Annotated in this window: 17 protein-coding genes and 4 pseudogenes; 8 read left to right on the top strand and 13 right to left on the bottom strand. The window is 73.4% G+C overall.

The features are described 5' to 3' along the window. Positions 1–96 precede the first annotated feature (96 nt). A complete protein-coding gene (locus AFB00_RS25190) occupies positions 97–2,898 on the bottom strand; it encodes an aconitate hydratase (RefSeq protein ID WP_068799248.1) in 2,802 nt (933 codons plus the stop codon). 308 nt (positions 2,899–3,206) lie between these two features. On the opposite strand from AFB00_RS25190, the gene AFB00_RS25195 reads away from it, so the two are divergent. Continuing rightward, positions 3,207–4,577, top strand: coding sequence for an NlpC/P60 family protein (locus AFB00_RS25195; protein WP_068799249.1), 1,371 nt, complete (start codon positions 3,207–3,209; stop codon positions 4,575–4,577). On the opposite strand, the gene AFB00_RS25200 is transcribed toward AFB00_RS25195, so the two are convergent. From AFB00_RS25200 to AFB00_RS25215, 6 genes and pseudogenes are all read right to left on the bottom strand, one after another. Next, positions 4,541–5,392, bottom strand: a complete 852-nt coding sequence (locus AFB00_RS25200) for an enoyl-CoA hydratase/isomerase family protein (RefSeq protein WP_068799250.1) — start codon at positions 5,390–5,392, stop codon at positions 4,541–4,543. The two genes, AFB00_RS25195 and AFB00_RS25200, sit on opposite strands and share 37 nt — an antisense overlap. Before the next feature lie 64 nt (positions 5,393–5,456). Beyond that, positions 5,457–5,840 (bottom strand): 2-oxo acid dehydrogenase subunit E2, encoded by a 384-nt coding sequence (locus AFB00_RS35855; protein ID WP_335726583.1) that lies wholly within the window; start codon positions 5,838–5,840, stop codon positions 5,457–5,459. A 76-nt stretch (positions 5,841–5,916) separates the two neighbouring features. Continuing rightward, a pseudogene (locus AFB00_RS35860) lies at positions 5,917–6,072 on the bottom strand (2-oxo acid dehydrogenase subunit E2); the annotation flags it as partial. A gap of 137 nt (positions 6,073–6,209) precedes the next feature. After that, positions 6,210–6,698: pseudogene (locus AFB00_RS35865) on the bottom strand (biotin/lipoyl-containing protein); the annotation flags it as partial. After that, entirely contained in the window at positions 6,677–7,648 is a 972-nt protein-coding gene (locus AFB00_RS25210; RefSeq protein WP_197519995.1) for an alpha-ketoacid dehydrogenase subunit beta, read from the bottom strand. The gene AFB00_RS25210 and the pseudogene AFB00_RS35865, both read right to left, overlap by 22 nt. 53 nt (positions 7,649–7,701) lie before the next feature. Beyond that, on the bottom strand, positions 7,702–8,748 hold the full coding sequence (locus tag AFB00_RS25215; protein ID WP_068800643.1) for a thiamine pyrophosphate-dependent enzyme: 1,047 nt from the start codon (positions 8,746–8,748) through the stop codon (positions 7,702–7,704). Between the two features lie 291 nt (positions 8,749–9,039). Between AFB00_RS25215 and AFB00_RS25220 the strand changes: the two genes are divergently transcribed. From AFB00_RS25220 to AFB00_RS25235, 5 genes and pseudogenes are all read left to right on the top strand, one after another. Then, complete coding sequence (locus tag AFB00_RS25220; RefSeq protein WP_068796054.1) at positions 9,040–9,870, top strand: HARBI1 family protein; 831 nt, start codon at positions 9,040–9,042, stop codon at positions 9,868–9,870. Between the two features lie 180 nt (positions 9,871–10,050). Then, positions 10,051–10,962, top strand: a pseudogene (locus AFB00_RS32375) (EamA family transporter); the annotation flags it as partial. A 36-nt stretch (positions 10,963–10,998) separates the two neighbouring features. Next, complete coding sequence (gene msrA, locus AFB00_RS32380; RefSeq protein WP_083276147.1) at positions 10,999–11,511, top strand: peptide-methionine (S)-S-oxide reductase MsrA; 513 nt, start codon at positions 10,999–11,001, stop codon at positions 11,509–11,511. A 150-nt stretch (positions 11,512–11,661) separates the two neighbouring features. Continuing rightward, the gene (locus AFB00_RS25230; protein ID WP_068799252.1) at positions 11,662–12,255 is read left to right on the top strand and encodes an Rv1733c family protein; all 594 of its coding nucleotides are present in this window, start codon (positions 11,662–11,664) and stop codon (positions 12,253–12,255) included. Positions 12,256–12,280: 25 nt separating this feature from the next. Next, positions 12,281–12,748 carry a dienelactone hydrolase family protein gene (locus AFB00_RS25235; RefSeq protein ID WP_197519653.1) on the top strand — a complete coding sequence of 156 codons (468 nt, stop codon included), beginning with the start codon at positions 12,281–12,283 and terminating at the stop codon, positions 12,746–12,748. A gap of 126 nt (positions 12,749–12,874) precedes the next feature. Here AFB00_RS25235 and AFB00_RS25240 read toward each other — a convergent pair whose 3' ends face one another. The 3 genes from AFB00_RS25240 to AFB00_RS25250 form a co-directional block, all read right to left on the bottom strand. After that, positions 12,875–13,507 carry a TetR/AcrR family transcriptional regulator gene (locus AFB00_RS25240; protein ID WP_068799253.1) on the bottom strand — a complete coding sequence of 211 codons (633 nt, stop codon included), beginning with the start codon at positions 13,505–13,507 and terminating at the stop codon, positions 12,875–12,877. Further along, on the bottom strand, positions 13,500–15,449 hold the full coding sequence (locus AFB00_RS25245; protein ID WP_231974064.1) for an MDR family MFS transporter: 1,950 nt from the start codon (positions 15,447–15,449) through the stop codon (positions 13,500–13,502). The genes AFB00_RS25240 and AFB00_RS25245 overlap by 8 nt, the downstream gene beginning before the upstream one ends. 81 nt (positions 15,450–15,530) lie before the next feature. After that, positions 15,531–16,427, bottom strand: coding sequence for an acyl-CoA desaturase (locus tag AFB00_RS25250; protein ID WP_231974065.1), 897 nt, complete (start codon positions 16,425–16,427; stop codon positions 15,531–15,533). Between the two features lie 229 nt (positions 16,428–16,656). Between AFB00_RS25250 and AFB00_RS36440 the strand changes: the two are divergent. After that, positions 16,657–16,842: pseudogene (locus AFB00_RS36440) on the top strand (hypothetical protein); the annotation flags it as partial. A gap of 38 nt (positions 16,843–16,880) precedes the next feature. Here the strand turns inward: AFB00_RS36440 and AFB00_RS25255 are convergent. Next, positions 16,881–17,816, bottom strand: a complete 936-nt coding sequence (locus tag AFB00_RS25255; protein ID WP_068799255.1) for a MerR family DNA-binding transcriptional regulator — start codon at positions 17,814–17,816, stop codon at positions 16,881–16,883. 222 nt (positions 17,817–18,038) lie between these two features. Here AFB00_RS25255 and AFB00_RS25260 point away from each other — a divergent pair, with 222 nt between their 5' ends. Beyond that, positions 18,039–20,387 carry an arylsulfatase gene (locus AFB00_RS25260; protein ID WP_068799256.1) on the top strand — a complete coding sequence of 783 codons (2,349 nt, stop codon included), beginning with the start codon at positions 18,039–18,041 and terminating at the stop codon, positions 20,385–20,387. On the opposite strand, the gene AFB00_RS25265 is transcribed toward AFB00_RS25260, so the two are convergent. Together AFB00_RS25265 and AFB00_RS25270 are read right to left on the bottom strand one after the other, a co-directional pair. Beyond that, positions 20,371–21,330, bottom strand: a complete 960-nt coding sequence (locus AFB00_RS25265; protein ID WP_068799257.1) for a formylglycine-generating enzyme family protein — start codon at positions 21,328–21,330, stop codon at positions 20,371–20,373. The genes AFB00_RS25260 and AFB00_RS25265 overlap by 17 nt on opposite strands. Before the next feature lie 141 nt (positions 21,331–21,471). Then, positions 21,472–22,473 carry a LysR substrate-binding domain-containing protein gene (locus AFB00_RS25270; protein ID WP_083275816.1) on the bottom strand — a complete coding sequence of 334 codons (1,002 nt, stop codon included), beginning with the start codon at positions 22,471–22,473 and terminating at the stop codon, positions 21,472–21,474. Positions 22,474–22,531: the final 58 nt, after the last annotated feature.

A 22,531-nucleotide genomic window follows, 5' to 3' on the forward strand; every position in this document is an offset into this window, starting at 1 on the left:
GGCACGCCGGCGCGGGTCGCCGGGCGGAGCGCCCGGACACGACGGAGCCCGCCGACCCTGGTGGGTCGACGGGCTCCGTCCGTGGTGGTGTGCGCGTCAGCTCTTCAGCATGCCGCGCAGGACGTACTGCAGGATGCCGCCGTTGCGGTAGTAGTCCGCCTCGCCGGGGGTGTCGATCCGGACGGTCGCGTCGAACTCGACGGTCTCACCGGACGCCTTCGTCGCGGTGACGTGCACCGTGCTCGGCGTCGTGCCCTCGTTCAGCCCGGCGATCCCGGTGATGTCCAAGGTCTCGGTACCGTCGAGGCCCAGCGACCGGGCCGACTCGCCCTCGGGGAACTGCAGCGGGACGACGCCCATGCCGATCAGGTTCGAACGGTGGATCCGCTCGAACGACTCGACGATGACCGCCCGCACCCCGAGCAGGCTGGTGCCCTTGGCGGCCCAGTCCCGGGACGAGCCCGAGCCGTACTCCTTGCCGCCGAGCACGACCAGCGGGGTGCCGGCCGCGGCGTAGTTCTGCGCGGCGTCGTAGATGAACGCCTGCGGTGCGCCGTCCTGGGTGAAGTCCCGGGTGTACCCGCCGGAGACGTCGTCGAGCAGCTGGTTGCGCAGCCGGATGTTCGCGAAGGTGCCGCGGATCATCACCTCGTGGTTGCCGCGCCGCGAGCCGAAGGAGTTGTAGTCCCTCTTCTCGACGCCGTTCTCGTCCAGGTACTGCGCGGCCGGGGTGCCCGGCTTGATCGCGCCGGCCGGCGAGATGTGGTCGGTGGTGACCGAGTCACCGAGCAGGGCGAGCACCCGGGCGCCCGAGATGTCGGTGACCGGCGCCGGCTCGGAGGCCATGCCCTCGAAGTACGGGGGCTTGCGCACGTAGGTGGACTTCTGGTCCCACTCGAACGTCCGGCCCTCCGGCGTCGGCAGCGCGCGCCAGCGGTCGTCGCCGCGGAAGACGTCGGAGTAGCTCTTGGCGAACATGTCCGAGTCGATCGCGGAGTCGACGACGGCGTTGACGTCGTCGGTCGAGGGCCAGATGTCGCGCAGGAAGACGTCGTCGCCGTTCTGGTCCTGGCCCAGCGGCTGGGCCTCGAAGTCGAAGTCCATGGTCCCGGCCAGCGCGTAGGCGATGACCAGCGGCGGGGACGCCAGGTAGTTCATCTTGACGTCCGGGTTGATCCGGCCCTCGAAGTTCCGGTTGCCCGACAGCACCGAGACGACGGTGAGGTCGTTCTCGTTCACCGCGGCCGAGATCTCCTCCGGCAGCGGGCCCGAGTTGCCGATGCAGGTGGTGCAGCCGTAGCCGACCAGGTTGTAGCCGAGCTTGTCGAGGTAGGGCCAGAGACCGGCCTTCTCGTAGTAGTCGGTGACGACCTGCGAGCCGGGGGCCATCGACGTCTTGACCCAGGGCTTGGTGGTCAGGCCCTTCTCGACCGCGGCCTTGGCGAGCAGGGCGGCGCCGAGCATGACGCTCGGGTTCGACGTGTTCGTGCAGGAGGTGATCGAGGCGATGACGACCGCGCCGTGGTCGAGCACGAACTCGCCGCGGGACTCCGAGCGCACGGTGACCGCCTTCGAGGGACGGCCCTCGTTGCCGTCCGCGGCGGAGTGCACGACCGGGGCGGCGTCGTCGTCGGCGAAGGACAGCGCCGGGGCGTCGGACGCCGGGAAGGACTCCGCGCTCGCCTCGTCGACGCCGGTCAGCGGGGCGCCCTCGTCGTCGGTGTAGTCGTGGACCGACTTGCGGAAGGCGGGCTTGGCCTCGGACAGCTCGATCCGGTCCTGCGGGCGCTTGGGGCCCGCGATCGACGGGACGACCGTCGACAGGTCCAGCTCCAGGGTCTCGGAGAACACCGGCTCGTGGGCCGGGTCGTGCCAGAGCCCCTGCTCCTTGGCGTAGGCCTCGACCAGCGCGATCTGCTCGGCCGAACGGCCGGTCAGCTTCAGGTAGCGCACGGTCTCGGCGTCGATCGGGAAGATCGCCGCGGTGGAGCCGAACTCGGGGCTCATGTTGCCGATGGTGGCGCGGTTGGCCAGCGGGACCGAGCCGACGCCCTCGCCGTAGAACTCGACGAACTTGCCGACCACACCCTGGCGCCGCAGCATCTCGGTGATCGTGAGCACCACGTCGGTGGCGGTCACACCGGTCGGGATCTCCCCGGTGAGCTTGAAGCCCAGCACCTGGGGGATGAGCATCGACACCGGCTGGCCGAGCATCGCGGCCTCGGCCTCGATGCCGCCGACGCCCCAGCCGAGGACACCGATGCCGTTGACCATGGTGGTGTGCGAGTCGGTGCCCACCAGGGTGTCCGGGTACGCCTGCCCGCCCCGGGGCATGACGACGCGGGCCAGGTTCTCGATGTTGACCTGGTGCACGATGCCGGTACCGGGCGGGACGACCTTGAACTCGTCGAACGCTCCCTGGCCCCAGCGCAGGAACTGGTAGCGCTCCTTGTTGCGGCCGTACTCGAACTCGATGTTCTTCTCGAACGCGTCGGCGGTCCCGAAGAAGTCGATCATCACCGAGTGGTCGATCACCAGCTCGGCGGGGGCGAGCGGGTTGACCTTCGCCGGGTCGCCGCCCATCTCGGTGACGGCCTCGCGCATCGTCGCTAGGTCGACGACGCAGGGGACACCGGTGAAGTCCTGCATGATCACCCGGGCCGGGGTGAACTGGATCTCGGTGTCGGGCTTGGCGGTCGGGTCCCAGCCGGCGAGCGCGGTGATGTGGTCGGCGGTGACGTTCGCGCCGTCCTCGGTGCGGAGCAGGTTCTCCAGGAGGACCTTGAGGCTGAACGGCAGGCGCTCCGAGCCCTCCACCGCGGAGAGCCGGAAGATCTCGTAACCCGTGCCCCCGACGTCGAGCTGTCCTCTGGCGCCGAAGCTGTCGGTGCTGGCCACTTGGTGGTCCTCCCGTGGTGGTGGGCGTGTCCGGAGTCCGGTGCGGTGAGCGTCCTGCCGGGTGGTGCTTCTCCGGGTGCTCACCAGCGTCGTGCGGGAGTCTCGCGCACCGCGTCCGGCGCGGCAGTGCGGACCCTCGTGGCGCAAATAGTACGCGTGTCCTATATGCGGCGCGACCCGGGTGTGGGCCGGCTGACGCGCTCGTGCGACACCCGCTCGTGTCCGGTGTGTCGGACGGTGCGAACGGGACGCGAGTGGCACAGTGCGGCAGATTTCCGTCCATTTCACCCGGGTCCGGAGGCCGTCCGATGCGTGTTCGTCGCCCGCTGGGCCTGGGTGTCGCCGTGCTGGCGGTGCTGCTCGCACTCCCCGGGGTCGGCGCCGCGGCCACCGCCGCTCCCGGGATCGCGGTGCGGGCCGCCGAGGTGCTCCCGGCGCAGCCGCCACCCCCGCCGCCCAACCCCGGTGACGACGAGCTGGACCGCAGCCGGCAGACCGTGCAGGAACGCTCGGCCGAGGTCGGCCGGCTCACCGCCCGGCTCGCCGAGCTCGACGCGCAGGCCGAGCAGCTGCAGATTCAGGTCGCGGCCCGCAACGAGGAGGCACTCGAGGCACGCGACACCGCGGACGCGGCCGGACGCGAGGCCGAGGCCGCCGCCGCCCGTGCGCTCCAGGCACGCAGCGCCACCGAGCAGGCCGGTCGTGAGGTCGACGCCGCCCGGGCCCGGCTCGACGCGTTCGTCGGTGACGTCTACACCCACGGCCTGGATCTCGGCGCGCTCGGGCTGCTGTCCCGGGCGACGGACCCGCAGGACCTGATGGACCGCGCCCGGCTGACCGACGCGCTCAGCGAGGACCAGGCGGCCGTGCTGGAACAGCTGGAGCAGGCCCGGATCGCGCAGGCGAACGCCGACTCGCTGGCCCGTGCGGCCGAGGAGGAGGCGGCCCGCAGGCGGGAGTCGGCGGAGCAGGCGTCGGCCGCCGCGGACCAGGCGTTGCGCTCCGCAGCGGCGGCCGCCGACGAGCAGCGGGCCCGCCTCGACGGGGTGCAGGCCGAGCGGGCCGCGGTGCAGGCCCGGCTCGACGCCGCCGAGAACGCCGACTCGGGGCTCCGCGCCCAGCGGCAGCGGTTCGACGCCTGGCAGGCCGAGCAGGCCAGGTTGCAGGCCGAGGCCGACGCCCGGGCACGGGCGGAGGCCCGGTCCCGGGTCGCCAGGGAGGAGGCGCCGTCGGCCGGCCCGCTGCCCCGCCGGACCGGGTCCGGGGCCGTCGAGACTGCGATCGACCGGGCGATGGCCCAGATCGGCACCATCTACGCCTGGGGCGGCGGCAACTCCCGCGGCCCGACGAAGGGCATCCGCGACGGCGGCGTCGCCGACTCCCACGGCGACTACCGCAAGATCGGCTTCGACTGCTCGGGGCTCATGCTCTACGCGTTCGCCGGGGTCGGCATCGACCTGCCGCGCTACAGCGGGAACCAGGCGAACGCCGGGCAGCAGGTGCCGGTCTCGGAGATGCGCCGCGGCGACATGATCTCCTGGGCGGAGAACGGCCGGACCTACCACATCGCGATGTACCTGGGCGACGGGAAGATGATCGAGGCCCCGTACTCCGGCGCGAGCGTGAAGATCTCCCCGGTCCGTTACGCCGGGCTGGACAAGGTCACCCGGTTGCTCTGACCGGCGTCCTGCGCCGGGATCGCCCGGACGAAGTCGGGCGCCCGGCGCTCGGTGAACGCGCGGATCCCCTCCGCGACCTCCCGGCTGCCCGCCGCGTGCACCATCGTCGCCTGCTCGGCGGCGAGCTGTTCGCGCAGCCCGGTGTCGAAACTGTGGCGCAGCAGCCTGCGCTGCCCGCCGATCGCCCCCGACGGGCCGTCGGCGAGCCGGCGGGCGAGTGTCGCGGTCTCGTCCTCCAGCCGGTCGGCGGGGACCACCCGGGTGAGCAGCCCCCAGCCGAGCGCCTCGGCCGCGGTGAGCTTGCGGTGCAGCAGCAGCATCTCCTGGGCCCGGCGGAGCCCGACGAGCCGCGGGAGGAACCAGGTGAGCCCGCCGTCCGGGGTCAGCCCGAGCTTGCCGTGCCCGACGGTGAACACGGCGTCCTCGGCGGCGATCGCCACGTCGGCCGCATAGACCATGCCGAGCCCGCCACCGGCTGCGGCACCGTGCACCGCCGCCACCAGCGGGATCTCCAGGCCGGCCAGGCGGTCGAGGGCGGCGTGGTAGTCGTCGACCATCCGGCGCAGCACGCCGGGCAGCTGCCCGCCCGGCGTCGAGGCGAAGACCGTGATGTCCCCGCCGGCGGTGAACAGCGGTCCGTTCCCGCCCAGCACGACGACCCGGACGGACGGGTCCTCCGCGAGTCGGGTGGTGGCCTCCCGCAGGTCCCGGCACATGGCGGGATCGATGGCGTTGTTGCGGTCCGGCCGGTCGAGCCGGATCGTGGCGACCCCGTCCCGCACGGTGGTGCTGACGGTGGGCGTGGCTCCGTTCATGGTGTCGCTCCTGGGGTGTGGGCGGTGCCCGGCGGACGGCCGGACGCGTGGGCCGGGCCGGCGGTCAGGGCTCGGTGAGGACCGTGGCGGGCGTCTCGATCCCGTCGGCGACGGCCCGCAGGAAGCCGCCGGCGGTGTCGCCGTCGCAGACGCGGTGGTCGAAGACCAGCGAGAGCTGCGTGATGCGGCGGGGCACGACCGCGCCGTCGACGACCCAGGGACGGGGGAACATCCGGCCGACGCCCAGGATCGCGGCCTCGGGGTGGTTGATGATCGCTGCGCTGCCGTCGACGCCGAGCATCCCGTAGTTGTTGAGGGTGAACGAGCCCGACGTCAGGTCCCCGGGCGTGGCCGTGCCGGCCCGGGCCGCGGCGACGGCCCGGGTGATCGCGGTGTGCAGGCCGGCGAGGTCCATGGCGTGCGCACCGCGTATGGCGGGGACGAGCAGGCCGCGGCCGGTCTGGGGTGGCGACGCCGAGGTTGACCCCGTCGAGCTCCTGGATCTCCCGTGCCGCGGTGTCGACCCGGGCGTTGAGTTGCGGGTGCTCGGCCAGGGCGGCGAGCACGATGCGCGCCAGCAGTGCCAGCAGGCCCGGTGCCCCGTCGTCGACGCGGGTGCGCTCGCGGAGTTCCAGCAGGGCGGTCGCGTCGACGTCCACCCAGACGGTGGCCTCGGGGATCTCGGACCGGCTGCGCGAGAGCGCTTCGGCCGCGGCGCCGCGGGCCCCTGCAACGGCACCCGGCGGCGGACGGCGAGCCCGGTGCGGCGGTCCGTCCCCGGATCCGTCCCGGTCCCGGCGGCGGCTTCGACGTCGCCCCGGGTGATCAGCCCCCCGGGCCCGGTCGCGGCGACGGCGCCGAGATCGACGCCGAGGTCCTGCGCGAGGCTCCGCACGGACGGGGACTGCACGGCCGGCCGGCCCGGCCCGGTCGTGGTGGCGACCGGTGCGCGCCGGCGTCGCGACGACGGTGGCGCCGAGGTGCCGTAGCCCACCAGGACGCTGCCGGACCCCTCCTGCTCCGCTCCGTCGGCGCCGTCCGCCCCGGAGCCGTCGTCGACCGAGACCAGCGCGGCCCCGACGGCCACGGTGCTGCCCTCGTCGGCGTGCAGCCCGGCGACGACCCCGGCGAACGGGGACGGGACCTCGACCGTCGCCTTGGCCGTCTCGACCTCGGCCACCGGGGCGTCGACGGCGATCGTGTCGCCCGGTGCGACCAGCCAGCGGACGAGATCGGCCTCGGTCAGTCCCTCGCCCAGGTCGGGAAGGGCGAAGATCCGGGTGCTCACCGCGCGCCCGACGGCCACTGCAGGGTGTCCACCGCGTCGAGGACCCGGTCGACGCCGGGCAGGTGGAGCCGTTCGAGCGCCGGGGGAGGGTAGGGGACGTCGAAGCCGGTGACCCGCCGCACCGGAGCCTCGAGGCGGTGGAAACAGCGTTCGGTCACCCGGGCGGCGACCTCGGAGGCGACCGAGGCGAAGCCGGGCGCCTCCGCCACGACGACCGCCCGCCCGGTCCGGGCGACCTCGGCGCAGACGGTCTCGTCGTCGAAGGGGACGATCGACCGCAGATCGACGACACCGAGGTCGCGTCCCTCGGTGGCGGCCTGTGCGGCGGCCGCCAGCGCGACCGGCACCGAGGCGCCGTAGGCGATGAGCGTCGCGTCCCGCCCCGGCCGACGGACGACGGCGCGTCCGATCGGTGGCACGGGCACGCCGGTGTCGACCTCGGAGCGGCCGAAGTACAGCTTCTTCGGTTCGAGGAAGACGACCGGGTCCGGATGGTCGACGGCCGCCCGCAGCAGCCCGTAGGCGTCCGCGTTGGTCGCCGGGGCGACGACGGTCAGGCCGGGCGTGTGCGCGTAGTAGGCCTCCGAAGAATCGCAGTGGTGCTCGACCCCACCGATTCCGCCAGCCGAGGGAATGCGGATGACCAAGGGTAGCCGGGTGCGTCCGTGCGTACGGTTCCCCATTTTGGCCACGTGGCTGACGATTTGCTCGAAAGCCGGGAACGCAAACGCGTCGAACTGCATCTCGATGATCGGCTTCATGCCGTTCATCGCCATTCCGACCGCGGTGCCCACGATGCCCGATTCGGCGAGCGGGGTGTCGAAGCACCGGTGCTCGCCGAAATCCCGGGCGAGGCCGTCGGTCACCCGGAAGACCCCGCCCAGCGGGCCGACGTCCTCACCGAAGACGACCACCGCGTCGTCGGCGGTCATCGCGTCGCGCAGGGCGGCGTTGATCGCCTGGGCCATCGTCATCGTGGCCGGTCCGGTGGCCGTGTCCACCGGACCGGTGGTCGTGGTCGTCACGATGCCTCCTCGGCGGTCAGCTCGGCCCGCAGGAGCGCCCGCTGCTCGATCAGCTGGGTGGTGGGTACGGCGTAGACGTGTGCGAACAGGTCCTCCGGATCCGCCGGGACGGTCTCGGCGAAGCCGGCGCGGAGCCGGGTGGCCATTCGTTCGGCCTCGGCGTGCACCCGCTCCTCGTCGGCGTCGGCGAGCCGGCCGGTGCCGCGCAGCCGGTTGCGCAGCCGGGCCAGCGGGTCCCGGGCCAGCCACGTCTCGACCTCCTCGGCGCTGCGGTAGCGGCCGGGGTCGTCGGCGTTGGTGTGCGGGTCGAGGCGGTAGGTGTCGGCCTCGACGAGGGTCGGGCCGCCGCCGTCGCGGGCCCGCCGGACCGCCGCTCCGAGCACCGTCTCCAGCGCGGCGAGGTCGTTGCCGTCGACCAGGACGCCCGGCATGCCGTACCCGACGGCCTTCGCGGCGAGCGACGGTGCGACGCACTGGCGGTCCATCGGTACCGAGATCGCGTACTTGTTGTTCTGCACCAGGAAGACGACCGGCGCGGCGAACACCGCGGCGAAGTTGCACGCCTCGTGGAAGTCGCCCTCGCTGGTCGCTCCGTCCCCGCACAACGCGAGCACGACGGTGTCCTCGCCGCGCATCCGGGCGGCCTGGCCGACGCCGACCGCGTGCAGCAGGTGGGTGGCCAGCGGGGTCGCCTGCGGCGCCACCCGGTGCAGGCCGGGGTCGTAGCCGCAGTGCCGGTCACCGTGCATCAGGGTCAGCGTCTCGACCGGATCCACCCCGCGTGCCGCGACCGCGGCGGAGTCGCGGTAGGTGGGGAACAGCCAGTCCCGTGCGGCGAGCACCCGGGCGCCCACGACCTGGCACGCCTCCTGCCCGCGCGACGACGGGTACACCGCGAGCCGTCCCTGTCGGGCCAGCGCGCTCGCCTGCTCGTTGAACCGGCGGGCCAGTACGAGTCGCCGGTACCCGTCGAGCAGATCGTCGGGAGGTGGGAGTTCGGCACCGGGCGCGGGTGCACCCGACTCGTCGAGCAGTCGGACCATGGTCGGTTCGCGATCGATGTCGATCTTGTGCGTACGCACGGAGCGCTCCTCTGACGAGCTTCGATATATCTCCTCCAGCCTGGCGAAGAACTGTCGGCAGGGCCACCGGAAATGTAAATCCACTCCGGACGTCGGAGTGTGTGTCTGCTGGGTAGTCGACACTGAGGTGTTCTCAGTAGTGGTGGTCGTTCCGCTGCGACACGCCGAGGGAGTGGAGATGTCTAGGACATGGGGCAGGGCCCCGGTAGAGCAGTTGGTCGACCAAGATCAACGAACTCTCCGAGGCCCCGCATGTCCGATCCTGTCACCTACACCGCTGTCCTCCCGATCGGGGAGCACACCGTGGCCTACCTGGCTCGGCTTCTGGCCGCTCAACGCTGTCGCCGCGGTACCCGCCCCCGGCGGCGGGCGTTGACCCCGTTCGCCCAGGCAGTGCTGGTGATCCGCTGGTTCTGCGACGCCACCCGGGTCCGGCACCTGGCCCGCGACAACGCGATCAGTACCGCGACCACCTATCGCTACCTGCACGAAGGCATCGACGTCCTCGCCAGCGCCGCACCCGGGCTGCACGGTGCCCTGCTCGCCGCCCGCCTCGCCGGACACACCCACGTTCACCTGGACGGCACCCTGATCGCCACCGACCGCTGCCGCGCGCTCGGCCCCACCGCGGGGGTCGACCTGTGGTGGTCGGGTAAACACCACCGCCACGGCGGGAACGTCCAGGTCGTGTCCGCCCCGGATGGATGGCCGCTATGGACATCCCCGGGAAGACCCGGGCGCGAACACGACGTGACCTGTGCCCGAGCCCACCCCGGTCTGCTCGAAGACCTCGATCACTGGATCGATGATGACCACGCCGCGCTGGGCGATCTCGGCTACGAAGGTGAGGCCCACCGACTCACCGTGCCGATCAAACCCATCCCCGCCGGCGGCCGAACAGTCGATCAGCGCACCGTCAACAGCCTGCACTCAGCCACCCGAGCACTCGCCGAACGAGCAAACGCCCTGCTCAAGACCACCTTCGCAACGCTACAGCGAGTCACCCTCTGTCCCTGGCGCACCGGCGCGATCACCGCAGCCGCGCTCGTGTTACTCCACACCGAATACGACCGCACAACATGATCACCACGCTACTGAGAACACCTCACTGTGCCGGATCGTCGTCTATTTCATGCGACGGCCCTGTGGTAGGAACTGCTGGACAACCGATTGCGCGAATCCGGATGTGACGGGCGATGTGTCGTTGCGCAATCAAGGGAATCAGGTTCGCGATCGCCGGGCGTGGTGCGGCAGGCTCGGGAGGTGACCGTCCGGGACCGGGCCCTCGCCGTCGTCGTCGCGGTGCTGTGGGGCGCGAACTTCATCGCCATCGACGTCGGGCTCGAGTACTTCCCGCCGGTGTTCCTCGCCGGGGTGCGGATGCTCGTGCTCGCCGTGCCGACGCTGCTGCTCGTACCGCGCCCCAGGGTGCCGCTGCGCTGGCTGCTCGGCTTCGGGCTCGGTTTCGGGACGCTGCAGTTCCTCTTCCTGTTCCTCGGGATGTACGCCGGGATGCCGGCCGGGCTGGCGTCGCTGGTGCTGCAGGCGTCCGGGCCGTTCACCCTCGTGCTCGGCGCGCTGCTGCTGCGCGAGCGGGCCTCGCGGCGGCAGTGGCTCGGCGTGCTGGTCGCCGTCGCCGGACTGGCGACGATCGCGCTGGCCCGCGCGCAGTCGGCCCCGGTGCTGCCGGTGCTGCTGACCCTGCTCGGCGCCCTCTGCTGGGCGGCCGGCAACCTGTGCAGCAGGCTCGCCCAGCGCGACGGCACCGAGGTCAACCCGCTGCACCTGACGATGTGGATGACGGTCGTCCCGCCGGTCCCGCTGCTCGCGGCGTCCGCGGTGGTGGAGGGGCCCGCCACCGGCTGGGTGGCGCTCGGCGGTGCACTGGCCACGGCGGCGCTGCCCGCGCTCGGTGCGCTGGTGTACCTCTCGGTGGCGGCGACCGTGGTCGCGACCGGGATCTGGACCGCCCTGCTGCGCCGCTACCCGGCCGGGCTGGTCGCACCGCACTCGCTGCTGGTCCCGGTCGTCGGGATGAGCCTCGCCGTACTGGTGCTGGGGGAGCGGCCGTCGGCGGTCGAGCTGGCCGCCGGCGTGGTGGTGGTCGCCGGGGTGCTGACGGCCTCGGCCGGGGCTCGGGCCCCCGCCCGGCGGAACACCACCGCGGCACCGCACGTTGAAGCGACCGGAACCGACGAGAGGGAGGGACCGATGACCGAGACCGCCATCCTGGCCGGTGGATGTTTCTGGGGGGTGCAGGAGCTGCTCCGGCAACGCCCCGGTGTCGTCTCCACCCGGGTCGGCTACTCGGGCGACCCGAACACGCCGAACGCGACCTACCGCCGGCACGGCGACCACGCCGAGGCCGTGGAGATCGTGTTCGACCCCGAGCAGATCGGCTACCGGGAGATCCTGGAGTTCTTCTTCCAGATCCACGATCCGTCCACCAAGGACCGGCAGGGCAACGACATCGGGCGCAGCTACCGGTCGGTGATCTTCCACGACGGCGACGAGCAGCGGCGGACGGCGCTGGACACCATCGCCGACGTCGACGCCTCCGGCCTGTGGCCGGGCCGGGCGACGACCGACGTCGAGCCCGCCGGGGACTTCTGGGAGGCCGAGCCGGAACACCAGGACTACCTGCAGAAGTACCCCTACGGCTACACCTGCCACTTCCCGCGCCCGAACTGGGTGCTGCCGCGGCGCACGGCCGGGACGGCCTGAGCCGGCCGCTGGGCCGGCCGGGTGGCGTGGACCGCGTCACGCGTGATCTCGGTCCCGGGGGTATTTCCGAGCGCAACGAACCCGGGTAGTCGTCGGGGGTGGGTCCGCTCAGCGGTGCGGCCCCACCCCCGTCACGGTCCAGGAGGAACGATGCGCACTGCCGACGGCCCGGACCGGACCGGCCCGCGGGCGGTACCGGTCAGCGCCGCCGCCCTGCGATGTTCCGCCTCCCGCCGGGAGGACGTGCTCGCCGTCGTGCTGGGGCTGCTCGCGGTGCTGGGGCTGGTCTGCGCCTGGGGCGCCGGTGCGTCCGCACACGGCACCGTACTGGACCGGGGCGCCGCCGAGGCGGCCGAGCGCACGGCGGTCCCGGCCGTGGTGACCGGCCCGGTGGGCCCGGCCGGTGAGATGTACACCGGGCAGCAGACCCTCGCCGTCGAATGGACCGCACGCGACGGCACCCGGCAGACCGGGGCCACGTCGTTCCCGGGTCTCTACGGTGCCGGCGAACAGGTCACCGTCTGGCTGGACCGCGACGGCCGCCTCACCGTGGCGCCGGCGACCGCGTCGGACGCGATGACCGTCGCCGTCGGCGCCGGCTTCCTGACGAGCGTGGCGTGGGGTGTGCTTCTGGTGGTCCTCGGGCGGGCCGGCTTCCGGCGCACCGCCCTGCGCTACGCGCGGGCCTGGGAGCTGGACTGGGCCGCCGTCGAACCCCGCTGGTCCGGCCGCCGGACGACCTGAGGGCCGACCGGTAGGGTCGCGCGGCATGACCGGGATCGTCGTCCTGCACCACGCACTGGGCCGGACGGCCGGTGTGCTCGGCTTCGCCGAGGCCCTGACGGGGGCCGGTCACGAGGTGACCGTGCCGGACCTGTTCGCCGGCCGGACCTTCGGGTCCGTCGCCGACGGGGTGGCGCACGCCGCCTCGGTCGGTTCCGGGGTGCTGCTCGAGCGCGCGGAGTCCGTGCTCGCGACGCTCCCGCCGGAGCAGGTACTGCTCGGGTTCTCCCTCGGCGTCGTCCCCGCCCAGCAGCTCGCCGCGACCCGGCCCGGTGTCCTCGGGGCGGTGCTGTGCCACGCCTGCCTGCCCCCACCGGAGCCCGCCGGGTGGCCGGCCGGCGTCCCGGTGCGTGTGCACGCGGGCGACGCCGACCCCTACTTCGACGACGACGGGGACGCCGACGCCGCCCGCGCTCTGCTCGCCTCGGCGGCGGACGGCGCACTCGTCCGCTAACCGGGCGCCGGGCACCTGTTCGCCGAGCCCGCCGCACCCGAGTACGACCCGGTGGCCGCGGAGCTGCTCCGCGAGCGGGTCCTGGACTTCGTCCGCTCGACGGGCGGCTGAACCACCGGGCCGGGGTCAGACGGCGGCCGGAACCGGGTCGACGGTCCGCAGGCCGCGGTCGAACACGGCCATGACCTCGTCGACCAGCCCGACCAGCTCCGGTGCCCGCGGATCGGTCCCGTGGTCGCCCAGCCAGTGCTGCACGGCGACCCGCAGCCCGGTGACGGCGGCCGCCGCGGCGAGCGTCGGGAACAGGTCCCGGGCCGGGTCGATGCCGGTGCGGTCGACGACCGCGGCGGCCAGGGCCCGTTCCTGGGCGGCGAACGCGGCGAGCTGGTGGGCGACGACCGTGGGGTGCCCGCTCAGTGCCCGCAGCAGCCGGACCCGGTCGAGGTAGCCCGGGTCGGTGACGACGGCGCGCAGCGCGTGGCGCAGTGACTCGGCGACCGGCTCGCCGGACGGCCGGGTGGTGAACGCGGCGACGAGCGTGCTCGCGGCCGCCGCGTTCCCCGCGACGATCGCCTCCTCCTTCGAGGTGAAGTAGTTGAAGAAGGTGCGGGGGGCGACGTCGGCGGCGTCCGCGATCTGCTCGACGGTGACCTGGTCCAGACCGTGCTCGCTGCACAGCCGCAGCGCCGCGGCGGCGAGTGCGGCCCGGGTGGCGGCCTTCTTGCGCTCCCGCCGACCGGGCGGCTGCGGCTCACCCACGGTCGGCCCCCACGTTCGTCCGGGCTGGCGAGTCGATGACCGAGACGATCTCCGGACGCGCGGGACCGGGTGCCGGGGCCAGGTCGACGTCGAAACGCAGGCCCTGGTCCGGAACGGTCAGCCGGTGCGCGGCGGGCCGTCCGGCCCATCGGTACACCGTGGAGACGGTGCCGGTGGCGACGCAGATCCGGTAGTTGCCGCCGTCGTCGGCGCGGGTCCGGCCGAGCTCGCCGCCGTTCCGGTCGAGGACCGTGAGCACGGCGCCCGCGGCGGGGACGCCGTCGGCGCGGACCACGCCGTGCAGCATCGGCCCCGCCGGCGCCGCGGCACCGGCCGGTGCGGACGCGGCGGCGGCCGGGACCGGCGCCGTGGCCGCGGGGGCGGCTGCGCCCTCGTCCGGGGTGGGCTCCAGGTCCAGGGTGTCGCGCAGCGGACGCTCGCGCAGGAACAGGATCGCGATCAGCGCGAGCAGCCCCAGCGGGGCGGCGACCAGGAAGATCTCCGCGATGGCGTGCCCGTAGGAGTCCATCACGATCGAGCGCACCGGCTCGGGGATCTGTGCCAGGTTCGGCACCTGGCCGCCCTGGGTGGCGCCGCCGCCGTCGATACCGGCGTCGGCCAGCCCGGACGCGGTGCGGCTCGCCACCACCGAGGCCAGCAGCGCACCCAGCCCGGCGACACCGGCCGAGCCGCCGAGCGACCGGAAGAAGGTCACCGTGGAGCTGGCCGCGCCCATGTCCCGCATCGCGACCGTGTTCTGCACGGCGAGGACCAGGTTCTGCTGGGTCATGCCGACGCCGAGGCCGACCAGCCCCATCGCGACCGCGACCTGCCAGTAGGGCACGGTCGAGGAGATGACCAGAGCACCGACCGTGAGACCGGCGGTGAGCAGCGCGGCGCCGAGCACCAGGTACCGCTTCCAGCGCCCGTAGCGGCTGATCAGCTGTCCGGCGACGTTCGAGGCCAGGAACATACCGATGATCATCGGCAGGGTGAGGACACCGGCCTCGGTCGCCGTGGCGCCGCGGGCGAGCTGGAAGTACTGCGAGAGGAAGATCGTGGAGCCGAACATCGCGACGCCGACGAACAGGCTCGCGACGGTGGCGAGCACGAACGTGCGGTCCCGGAACAGGAACGGCGGCACGACCGGGTCCTTGACCCGCCGCTCGACGACGACCGCCAGCACCAGGGCCACGATCCCGCCGCCGATCAGCCCGAGCGAGGTCGGCGAGGACCAGGCGAACTGCTTGCCCCCGAGCGAGGTCCACAGCAGCAGCGCCGAGACGCCGGCGGCGATGAGGAAGGCACCGAGGTAGTCGATGGTGACCGAGTCACGGCGCTCGGTCGGCACGTTCAGCGTCCGCTGCAGGACCAGCAGCGAGATCGCCGCCAGCGGGACGCCGACGAAGAAGCACCAGCGCCAGCCGAGCGGCGAGTCGACGATGACGCCGCCGAGCAACGGCCCGCCGACGACCGCCACGGACATGATCGCCGACAGGTAGCCCATGTACCGGCCGCGCTCGCGCGGGGTGATGATCGCGGCGATGACGACCTGGGTGAGCGCCTGCAGCCCGCCCATCCCCAGCCCCTGCAGCACCCGGAAGCCGATGAGCTGCGACGTCGCCGTGGCCAGCCCGCACAGCAGCGAGCCGATCAGGAAGATGCCGATCGCCGACTGGACCAGGATCTTCTTGGAGTAGAGGTCGGCGAGCTTGCCCCAGATCGGGGTGGACGCCGTCATCGCCAGCAGCGACGCCGAGACCACCCAGGTGTACTCGGCCTGCGTCCCGCCCAGGTCACCGAGGATCCTGGGGAGGGCGTTCGAGACGATCGTGCTGGACAGCACGCCGACGAACAGGGCCATGAGCAGACCGCTGAGCGGTAGCAGCACGGAACGGCGGTGGGCGGCGGTCTCCTCCGGGGAGCGGGTACTTGACGTCACGCAACGATCGTACGCGGCAAACCTGCACACCGCGCAAGTTTGCCGAGAGTGCTACTGCGCACATCCTGCAGGTTCCCGGCGTCAGCTCCGGGCGGGTCCCGTGGGCTCCGGGCGGGCGGCGATCCGGGCGAGGCGCTGCTCGGTCGGCCACTTGACGTCGGTGGCCCAGCCGAGCCGTTCGAAGAGCCGGATCGTCTCGGCCGAGAGGTCGATCTCCCACCTGCCCACGCCGTGCCGGGCGGAGGTGGGATCGGCGTGGTGCAGGTTGTGCCACGACTCGCCCATGCTCGGGATCGCCAGCGCCCACACGTTGGTGGAGCGGTCCCGGGACCGCCACGGCCGCTCCCCGACGAGGTGGCAGATGGAGTTCGTGGACCAGGCGACGTGGTGCGAGACGGCGACCCGGACGAGCCCGGCCCAGAAGAACGCGGTGAACGCGCCCCACCAGGTACCGGTCACCAGGCCACCGACCAGGCCCGGCCCGAACACCGACAGCACGGTGAGGGCGCTGAACCACCGGTGCACCCGGTCGATGTCGGGATCGGCCAGCAGGTCCGGGGTGAACCGTCGCTGGTCGGTGAGCGACCGGTCGAAGATCCAGCCCATGTGCGCGTGCCAGAACCCGCGGACCAGCGCGGCCGGTGAGGTGCCGTAGCGCCACGGGGAGTGCGGGTCGCCCTCCTCGTCGGCGTGCGCGTGGTGCCTGCGGTGATCGGCCACCCAGTGCCGGACCGGGCCCTGCACGGCCAGGCTCCCGGCGACGGCCAGCGCGATCCGCAGCGGGCGGGTGGCGGTGAACGAGCGGTGGGTGAAGTAGCGGTGGAACCCGACCGTCACGCCGAGCATCGAGATCACGTACATGCCGAGCGCGAGCCCCGCGTCCAGCGGGCTGAGGCCCCAGCCCCAGGCCAGCGGGATCGCGGCCACCAGCGCGAGTGCCGGGACGATCGCGAACGCGTACACGAACAGGTGCGGCACGGGATGACGGAGACGGTCGGACAGGTCACGCGGTGCAGCCGGGGAAGCGGTCACGGCGTCGATCGTTCCGGCTCGCCCCAGCCCGGGCAGTGGGGAGAACCCCCGGGGTTGGGCGCGGAGACTGGCGCCCTGGTGTGTTCTGAGCCACAATCGCCGAACGTGTCCCGCTGACCTGCGGAGTTCCCCCGCCCCCCGGGGTGGGGCACGACCGGACCGGCCCTGGCGGTGAATGGTGCAGTACCCCGACCCTCGTACGGCGTCCCCCGGCGCCGCGGTACCGGCCCGCTCCCGGCCGGCCCTCGCCGCGGAGTTCGAGCACCTGCAGGAGAACCTGCGCCGGGTGCTGGCCGGGCTGCACTGGCCGGCGTACCGCTGGCAGGTGATCGCCGAGGCCGAGGCCTGGGGGGTGAGCGGGATGCTGCGCAACCAGCTCGCGCCGTTGCCGGACGGCCGCTACCCGTCGGTCGACGCGCTCGTCGCCACCCTGGTCGCCCAGCTCACCGCGCGGCCCCGGCCCACTCCGGCCGGCGGACCGCCGGTCCCGGTGCGTCCGGCGGCGACGGCCCGGGTCCGTCCGGCCGTCCCGCCCGGTGCCCCGCCGCGGCCCGCGGGGACCGCTGCCGGGGCGTAGTCCCCGGGGGTGTGCGGCTCCCCGCCCGGCACCGGGTCACGGTGCAGCTCCCGCCCGAGCCGGCGCAGCACGTCGCGCTGGACGGGCCGGCAGAGCCCGCGCAGGGCGACGGCCGCCGTCCGGGCGACCGCACGGTCCCGGACGGGTGCGTCCCGGTGCGGCGCGACGAGCTCGGGGTGCGACGCGTACAGGGCCCGGACGTGCCGTGCCATCCGCTCGGCGAGGTCCTGGCGGGCGTCGACGCCGGCGTCGTCGGGGAGGTCCTCGAACTCCCGGTCGGTCGGATCCGGCCGGTAGCCGCGCAGTACGGCGCCGTACGCCGCGCGGTCCCGGGGCGGCAGCGTCCGGGCCAGCACCGCGATCGTCGCCCGGGTCGCGTCGGAGAACCTCACCCCGGTGGCAGGCCGGAACTCCGGCGGCAGGTCCACGGCCGTCTCGTGGCGGAGTATCGCCGCCAGCTCCGCACGGGTCCGGTGCAGCCGGTCGAGGGTGGCGGCCAGCTCGGTGTCGAGGGTGCGGAGCGCGGCGTCGGTGTCCGGGGCCCCGCTGTCGTCCTCGGCGGGGATGCGGGACAGCGGGAACCCGAGCGCCGTCAGCCGGGTGATCCGCAGCAGCCGGATCAGGTGGTCGGCCCCGTACTGCTTGTAGCCGTTCGGGCGGCGGCCGGGCTCGGGCAGCAGCCCGATCTCGTGGTAGTGCCGGACCGCGCGCACGCTGGTGCCGGCGAGCTCCGCGATCTCGCGGGTGCTCCAGGCCATGGGTTCCGTCCTCTGCCACCGACCGCCGTGAGCACCAGTACAGACGGCGCCGCCCGCCCCGATCGAGAGGGGTACCGCCGTCACGGACGGTGTCCCTGCCCGCCCGTACCCTGGCGGTCCGTGGCGCGTTGACCGGTTCTCGACCCTCGTGTTAGGACGGTCGACGGGGTGTCGGGTACCGGCGGCACGTCCGCCGTGTCGCCGTCCGGACGAGGAGGACCCATGCCCGAGTTCGCCGGTGGCCGGCACGTGCTGCCCGAGCCGGAGCGCAGCACCCCGGTCGTCACCGCGCTGGGGATCGACGAGCAGCCCGAGGGGTTCGAGCCGGTCCGGCCGACCGCGGCCCCCGACGGCGCGCCGAACGTGGTCGTCGTGGTCCTCGACGACCTGGGATTCGGCAGTTCCAGCGCGTTCGGCGGCCCGTGCCGGATGCCCACCGCGGACCGGCTGGCCGCGGACGGCCTGCGGTACAACCGCTTCCACGTCACCGCGCTGTGCTCGCCCACCCGGCAGGCCCTGATGACCGGCCGCAACCACCACTCGGTGGGGATGGGCGCCACGACCGAGATGGCGACGTCCGCGCCGGGTTACCACGGCTTCCGGCCGCGCAGCGCGGCCACGATGGCGCAGATCCTACAGGGCAACGGCTACAGCACGGCGGCGTTCGGGAAGTGGCACCAGACCCCGCCGTCGGAGATCAGCCCGGTCGGCCCGTTCGACCGCTGGCCGACCGGCGAGGGCTTCGACCACTTCTACGGGTTCATGGCGTGCGAGATGAACCACTGGTACCCGCTGCTCTACCGGGACACCGTCCCGGTGGAGCCGGAGCGCGGGCCCGGGGACGGCTACCACCTGACCACCGACCTGGTCGACCACGCGATCGACTGGGTGCACACGCAGCGCACGATGAGCCCGGACCGGCCGTTCCTCACCTACCTCGCGTTCGGCGCCGCGCACGCGCCGTTGCACGTCGCTCCCGAGTGGGTCCGGCGCTACCGCGGCGAGTTCGACGAGGGCTTCGACCGCCAGCGCGAGCGGACCCTGGAGCGCCAGCGCGCACTCGGGGTGGTCCCGCCGGACACCGAGCTGGGCACGTGGCCCGACGGCGTCCCGCACTGGGACGAGCTGACCGACACCCAGCGGGCGCTGTCCGCGCGGTTCATGGAGACCTTCGCCGGGTTCACCGAGCACGCCGACACCGAGCTCGGCCGGTTCGTCGACACCCTCGCCGAGCTGGGCGAGCTGGAGAACACGGTCGTCGTCTACCTGCTCGGGGACAACGGCGCCTCCGGCGAGGGCGGCCTGGAGGGGACGACCGTCGAGCACCGGCTCGGCCACGGCGTCGTCGACGACCCGGAGGCGATGATCGCCGATCTCGACCGGATCGGCGGCCCGGAGACCTACCCGATCGCCCCGGCCGGCTGGGCGCTCGCGATGAACACGCCGTACCGGTGGACCAAGCAGGTCGCCTCGCACTTCGGCGGCACCCGGGACGGCCTGATCGTGCACTGGCCGCGCGGGATCGCCGACCGCGGCGGGATCCGGGACCAGTTCCACCACGTCATCGACCTGCTGCCGACCGTGCTGGAGTGCGCCGGCGTGCCGGCGCCGGTCTCGGTCGACGGCGTCGCGCAGCAGCCGGTCGAGGGCGTCGGGATGCGGTACTCCTTCGACGACGCCGGCGCGCCGGACCGCCGTCGTACGCAGTACTTCGAGATGTGCGGCAACCGCGGGATCTACCACGACGGCTGGACCGCGGTCACCCGGCACGGCGTCCCGTGGGAGATGGTGCCGAGCGGGCGACCGGACTTCCGGGCCGACGTCTGGGAGCTCTACGACATCCGCACCGACCCGTCCCAGGTCCGTGATCTCGCCGCCCAGCGGCCCGAGAAGCTGCGGATGCTGCAGGACCTGTTCCTCACCGAGGCGGCCCGTTACCACGTCCTGCCGCTCGACGACCGCGTCACCGAGCGGGAGAACCCCGCGCTGGCCGGCCGGATCGACCCGATGCACGGCCGGACCTCGGTGACCTACCGGGCCGGCACCCGTCGGCTGATCGAGGAGATGACCCCGAACGTCAAGAACCGTTCGCACTCCGTCACCGCGCACCTCACGACCGGGCCCGACTCCGTCGACGGGGTCGTGGTCGCCCAGGGCGGCCGGTTCGGCGGCTGGGCGGTGTACTGCGTCGACGGCCGGCCCTGCTACGAGTACAACTACTTCGGCCTCGAGCGCTGCACGCTGCGCTCCCCGGCGCCGCTCGCCCCCGGCCCGCACGAGGTGCGGATGGAGTTCGCCTACGACGGCGGGGTCGGCGCCGGCGGCACGGTCCGCCTGCTGGTGGACGGGGAGAAGGTCGGAACCGGCCGGGTCGAGCGGACGATCCCGTTCTACTTCTCCTTCGACGAGACCCTCGACGTCGGCGTCGACCTGGGCACACCGGTCTCCGAGGACTACCGGGCCGGCGACAACGCGTTCACCGGGACGATCGCGACCGTCCGGATCGACCTGGGGGAGCAGACCCCGGTCCCGGACGCCGACCTGGCGCACCGGGTCATGACGTCGCAGTGACCCCCGGGTCGGGGCCGGCGTCCGGGTTGGCGCAGCGGAACCCGAGGTTCGCCGAGCTCGACTCCGGGGTGTTCGACGACCGGGCGGCGTTGCGGTAGCGGTAGCAGTAGGAGCGGTGGCACAGGTAGGAGCCGCCGCGCATCACCCTGCTCGTGCCCTCCGTCGGCCCGGTCGGGTCCTGGCCGGGGGAGTGCCGGTAGTAGTCCGGGGAGAACCGGTCCGAGCACCACTCCCAGACGTTGCCGACCATCTGCCACAGCCCGTACCCGTTGGGCCGGAAGGACTTCACCGGTGCCGTGGTGAGGAACCCGTCGTCGACGGTGTTGCGCTCGGGGAACCGGCCCTGCCAGATGTTCATCGGCCAGCGCCTGCCGCCGGGCAGCTCCTCGTCCCCCCACGGGAAGCGGGCGGAGTCCAGCCCGCCGCGGGCGGCGAACTCCCACTCGGCCTCGGTCGGGAGCCGCCGGCCCGCCCAGGCGCAGTAGGCCTGCGCGTCGTTCCAGGACACGTGCACGACCGGATGGTTCGCCCGGTCCGACGCGTGCGTCCCCGGCCCGGCCGGGTGCCGCCAGCAGGCGCCCCGCACGTCGAGCCACCACTGTGCCCCGCGCACCGCGCCGAGCACGTCGGAACGGTCACCGTCGAACGCGAGGTGGAAGACCGCCGACGAGCCGTAGCGCTCCGCGTCGGTCCGGTACCCGGTGTCCTTGACGAACGTGGCGAACGCCGAATTGGTCACCGGCGTCGGGTCGATCCGGAACGGCGAGAGGACGACCTGGTGGACGGGCGTCTCCCCGTCGGCCGGGTAGCCCTCGCCGAGGGCGTCGCCCATCGCGAACCCGCCGCCCGGGATCGCGACCTGCCCGCGGGTCGAGCGCGGCGCGGGCGCGCCGGTGGCCGCGGCCGGTCCACCTCGCTGCGCCGGTCCGGAGCAGCAGTCCATCAGATCTCCATCGGGTCGGCGGGCGCGGCGCCGGATCCGCGCGGGTACCGCGCGCGCCACGATAGATCCGTTCCGCGACGGCCGGTCGCAGCACCCGCTCCGCCGCACGCACCCGCACCCCGGTCCGTGCCGAGATGCAGCTCAGCGGGGTCCGCCGCCGTCCTCGGCCCGATGATCCGCACCTCGGAACGCGTCCTGACCGGCCGACGGTGCACGGCCCGGGGCCGGTTGCGCCGAACGGGGTGACAGGGCCGGCAGCTCCGGGTGGTCCAGCAGCGCCTCGACGACGGCGTCGACCGCGGAGCGGAGCCCGGTCGTCCGGCGGCGGACCACGGCCACGTTGCGGTGCACCGGCGTCGTCAGGTCCCGGGTGACGACCGCGGGCCCCGGCGGGACGGCCAGCGCGGGGAGCAGCGCGACCGACCGGGCCGACTCGACGTGCTGGACCAGGAGCAGGTAGTTCCCGAACCGGCAGGCCACCTTCGGTTCGAACCCGGACTCGTGACACAGCCGGGCGGTGAGCTCGGCCATGTAGGTGCCCGGCCGGTCGCACGCCCAGCTCTCGGTGGCGCAGGCGGCGAGATCGACCACCCGCCGCCGGGCCAGCGGATGCCCCTGCGGCAGCACCAGCACCACCGGGTCCGCCCCCAGCGGGACGATCTCCAGGTCCCGGTCCCAGGGGAAGGTGACGTGGTCGGTCGTGGTGACGACGACGTCCAGCTCCCCGGTCCCCAGCGCCGGTCCGCTCTCGTGCGGCTCGGACTCGACCAGCTCGACGTGCAGGTGCGGATGGGTGCTCGCCAGCCGGGCCGCGGTGGGCACGGCGAGGGTGTGGATCGCGCTCTGGAACACGCCGAGCCGGACGGTCCCGATCGGCTCGTCGTGCAGCGCCCGCAGCTCGGCCTCGGCGTCGGCCATCCGGTCCAGGATCTCGCGGCCGCGCCGGGCGAGGACGATGCCGGTCGGGGTCAGCCGGACCCGGCGGCCGGTGCGTTCCAGGAGCCTGCTGCGGGTCTCGGACTCCAGCACACCGAGCTGCTGGGACACCGTCGACGGGCTGACGTGCAGGGTCTGCGCGACCGCACGCACGGTCCCGAGCCCGTCGAGTAGGGCGAGCATGCGCAGTCGCCAGGGGTTCAGCACCCGGCCATTGTGCGCCGCCGTTGTACGACTCCGGCGAACAGCAGTGTCAGAATCGTGC

Origin of the sequence: Pseudonocardia sp. HH130630-07, from assembly GCF_001698125.1 — a bacterium.
Classification (GTDB): Bacteria; Actinomycetota; Actinomycetes; order Mycobacteriales; family Pseudonocardiaceae; genus Pseudonocardia.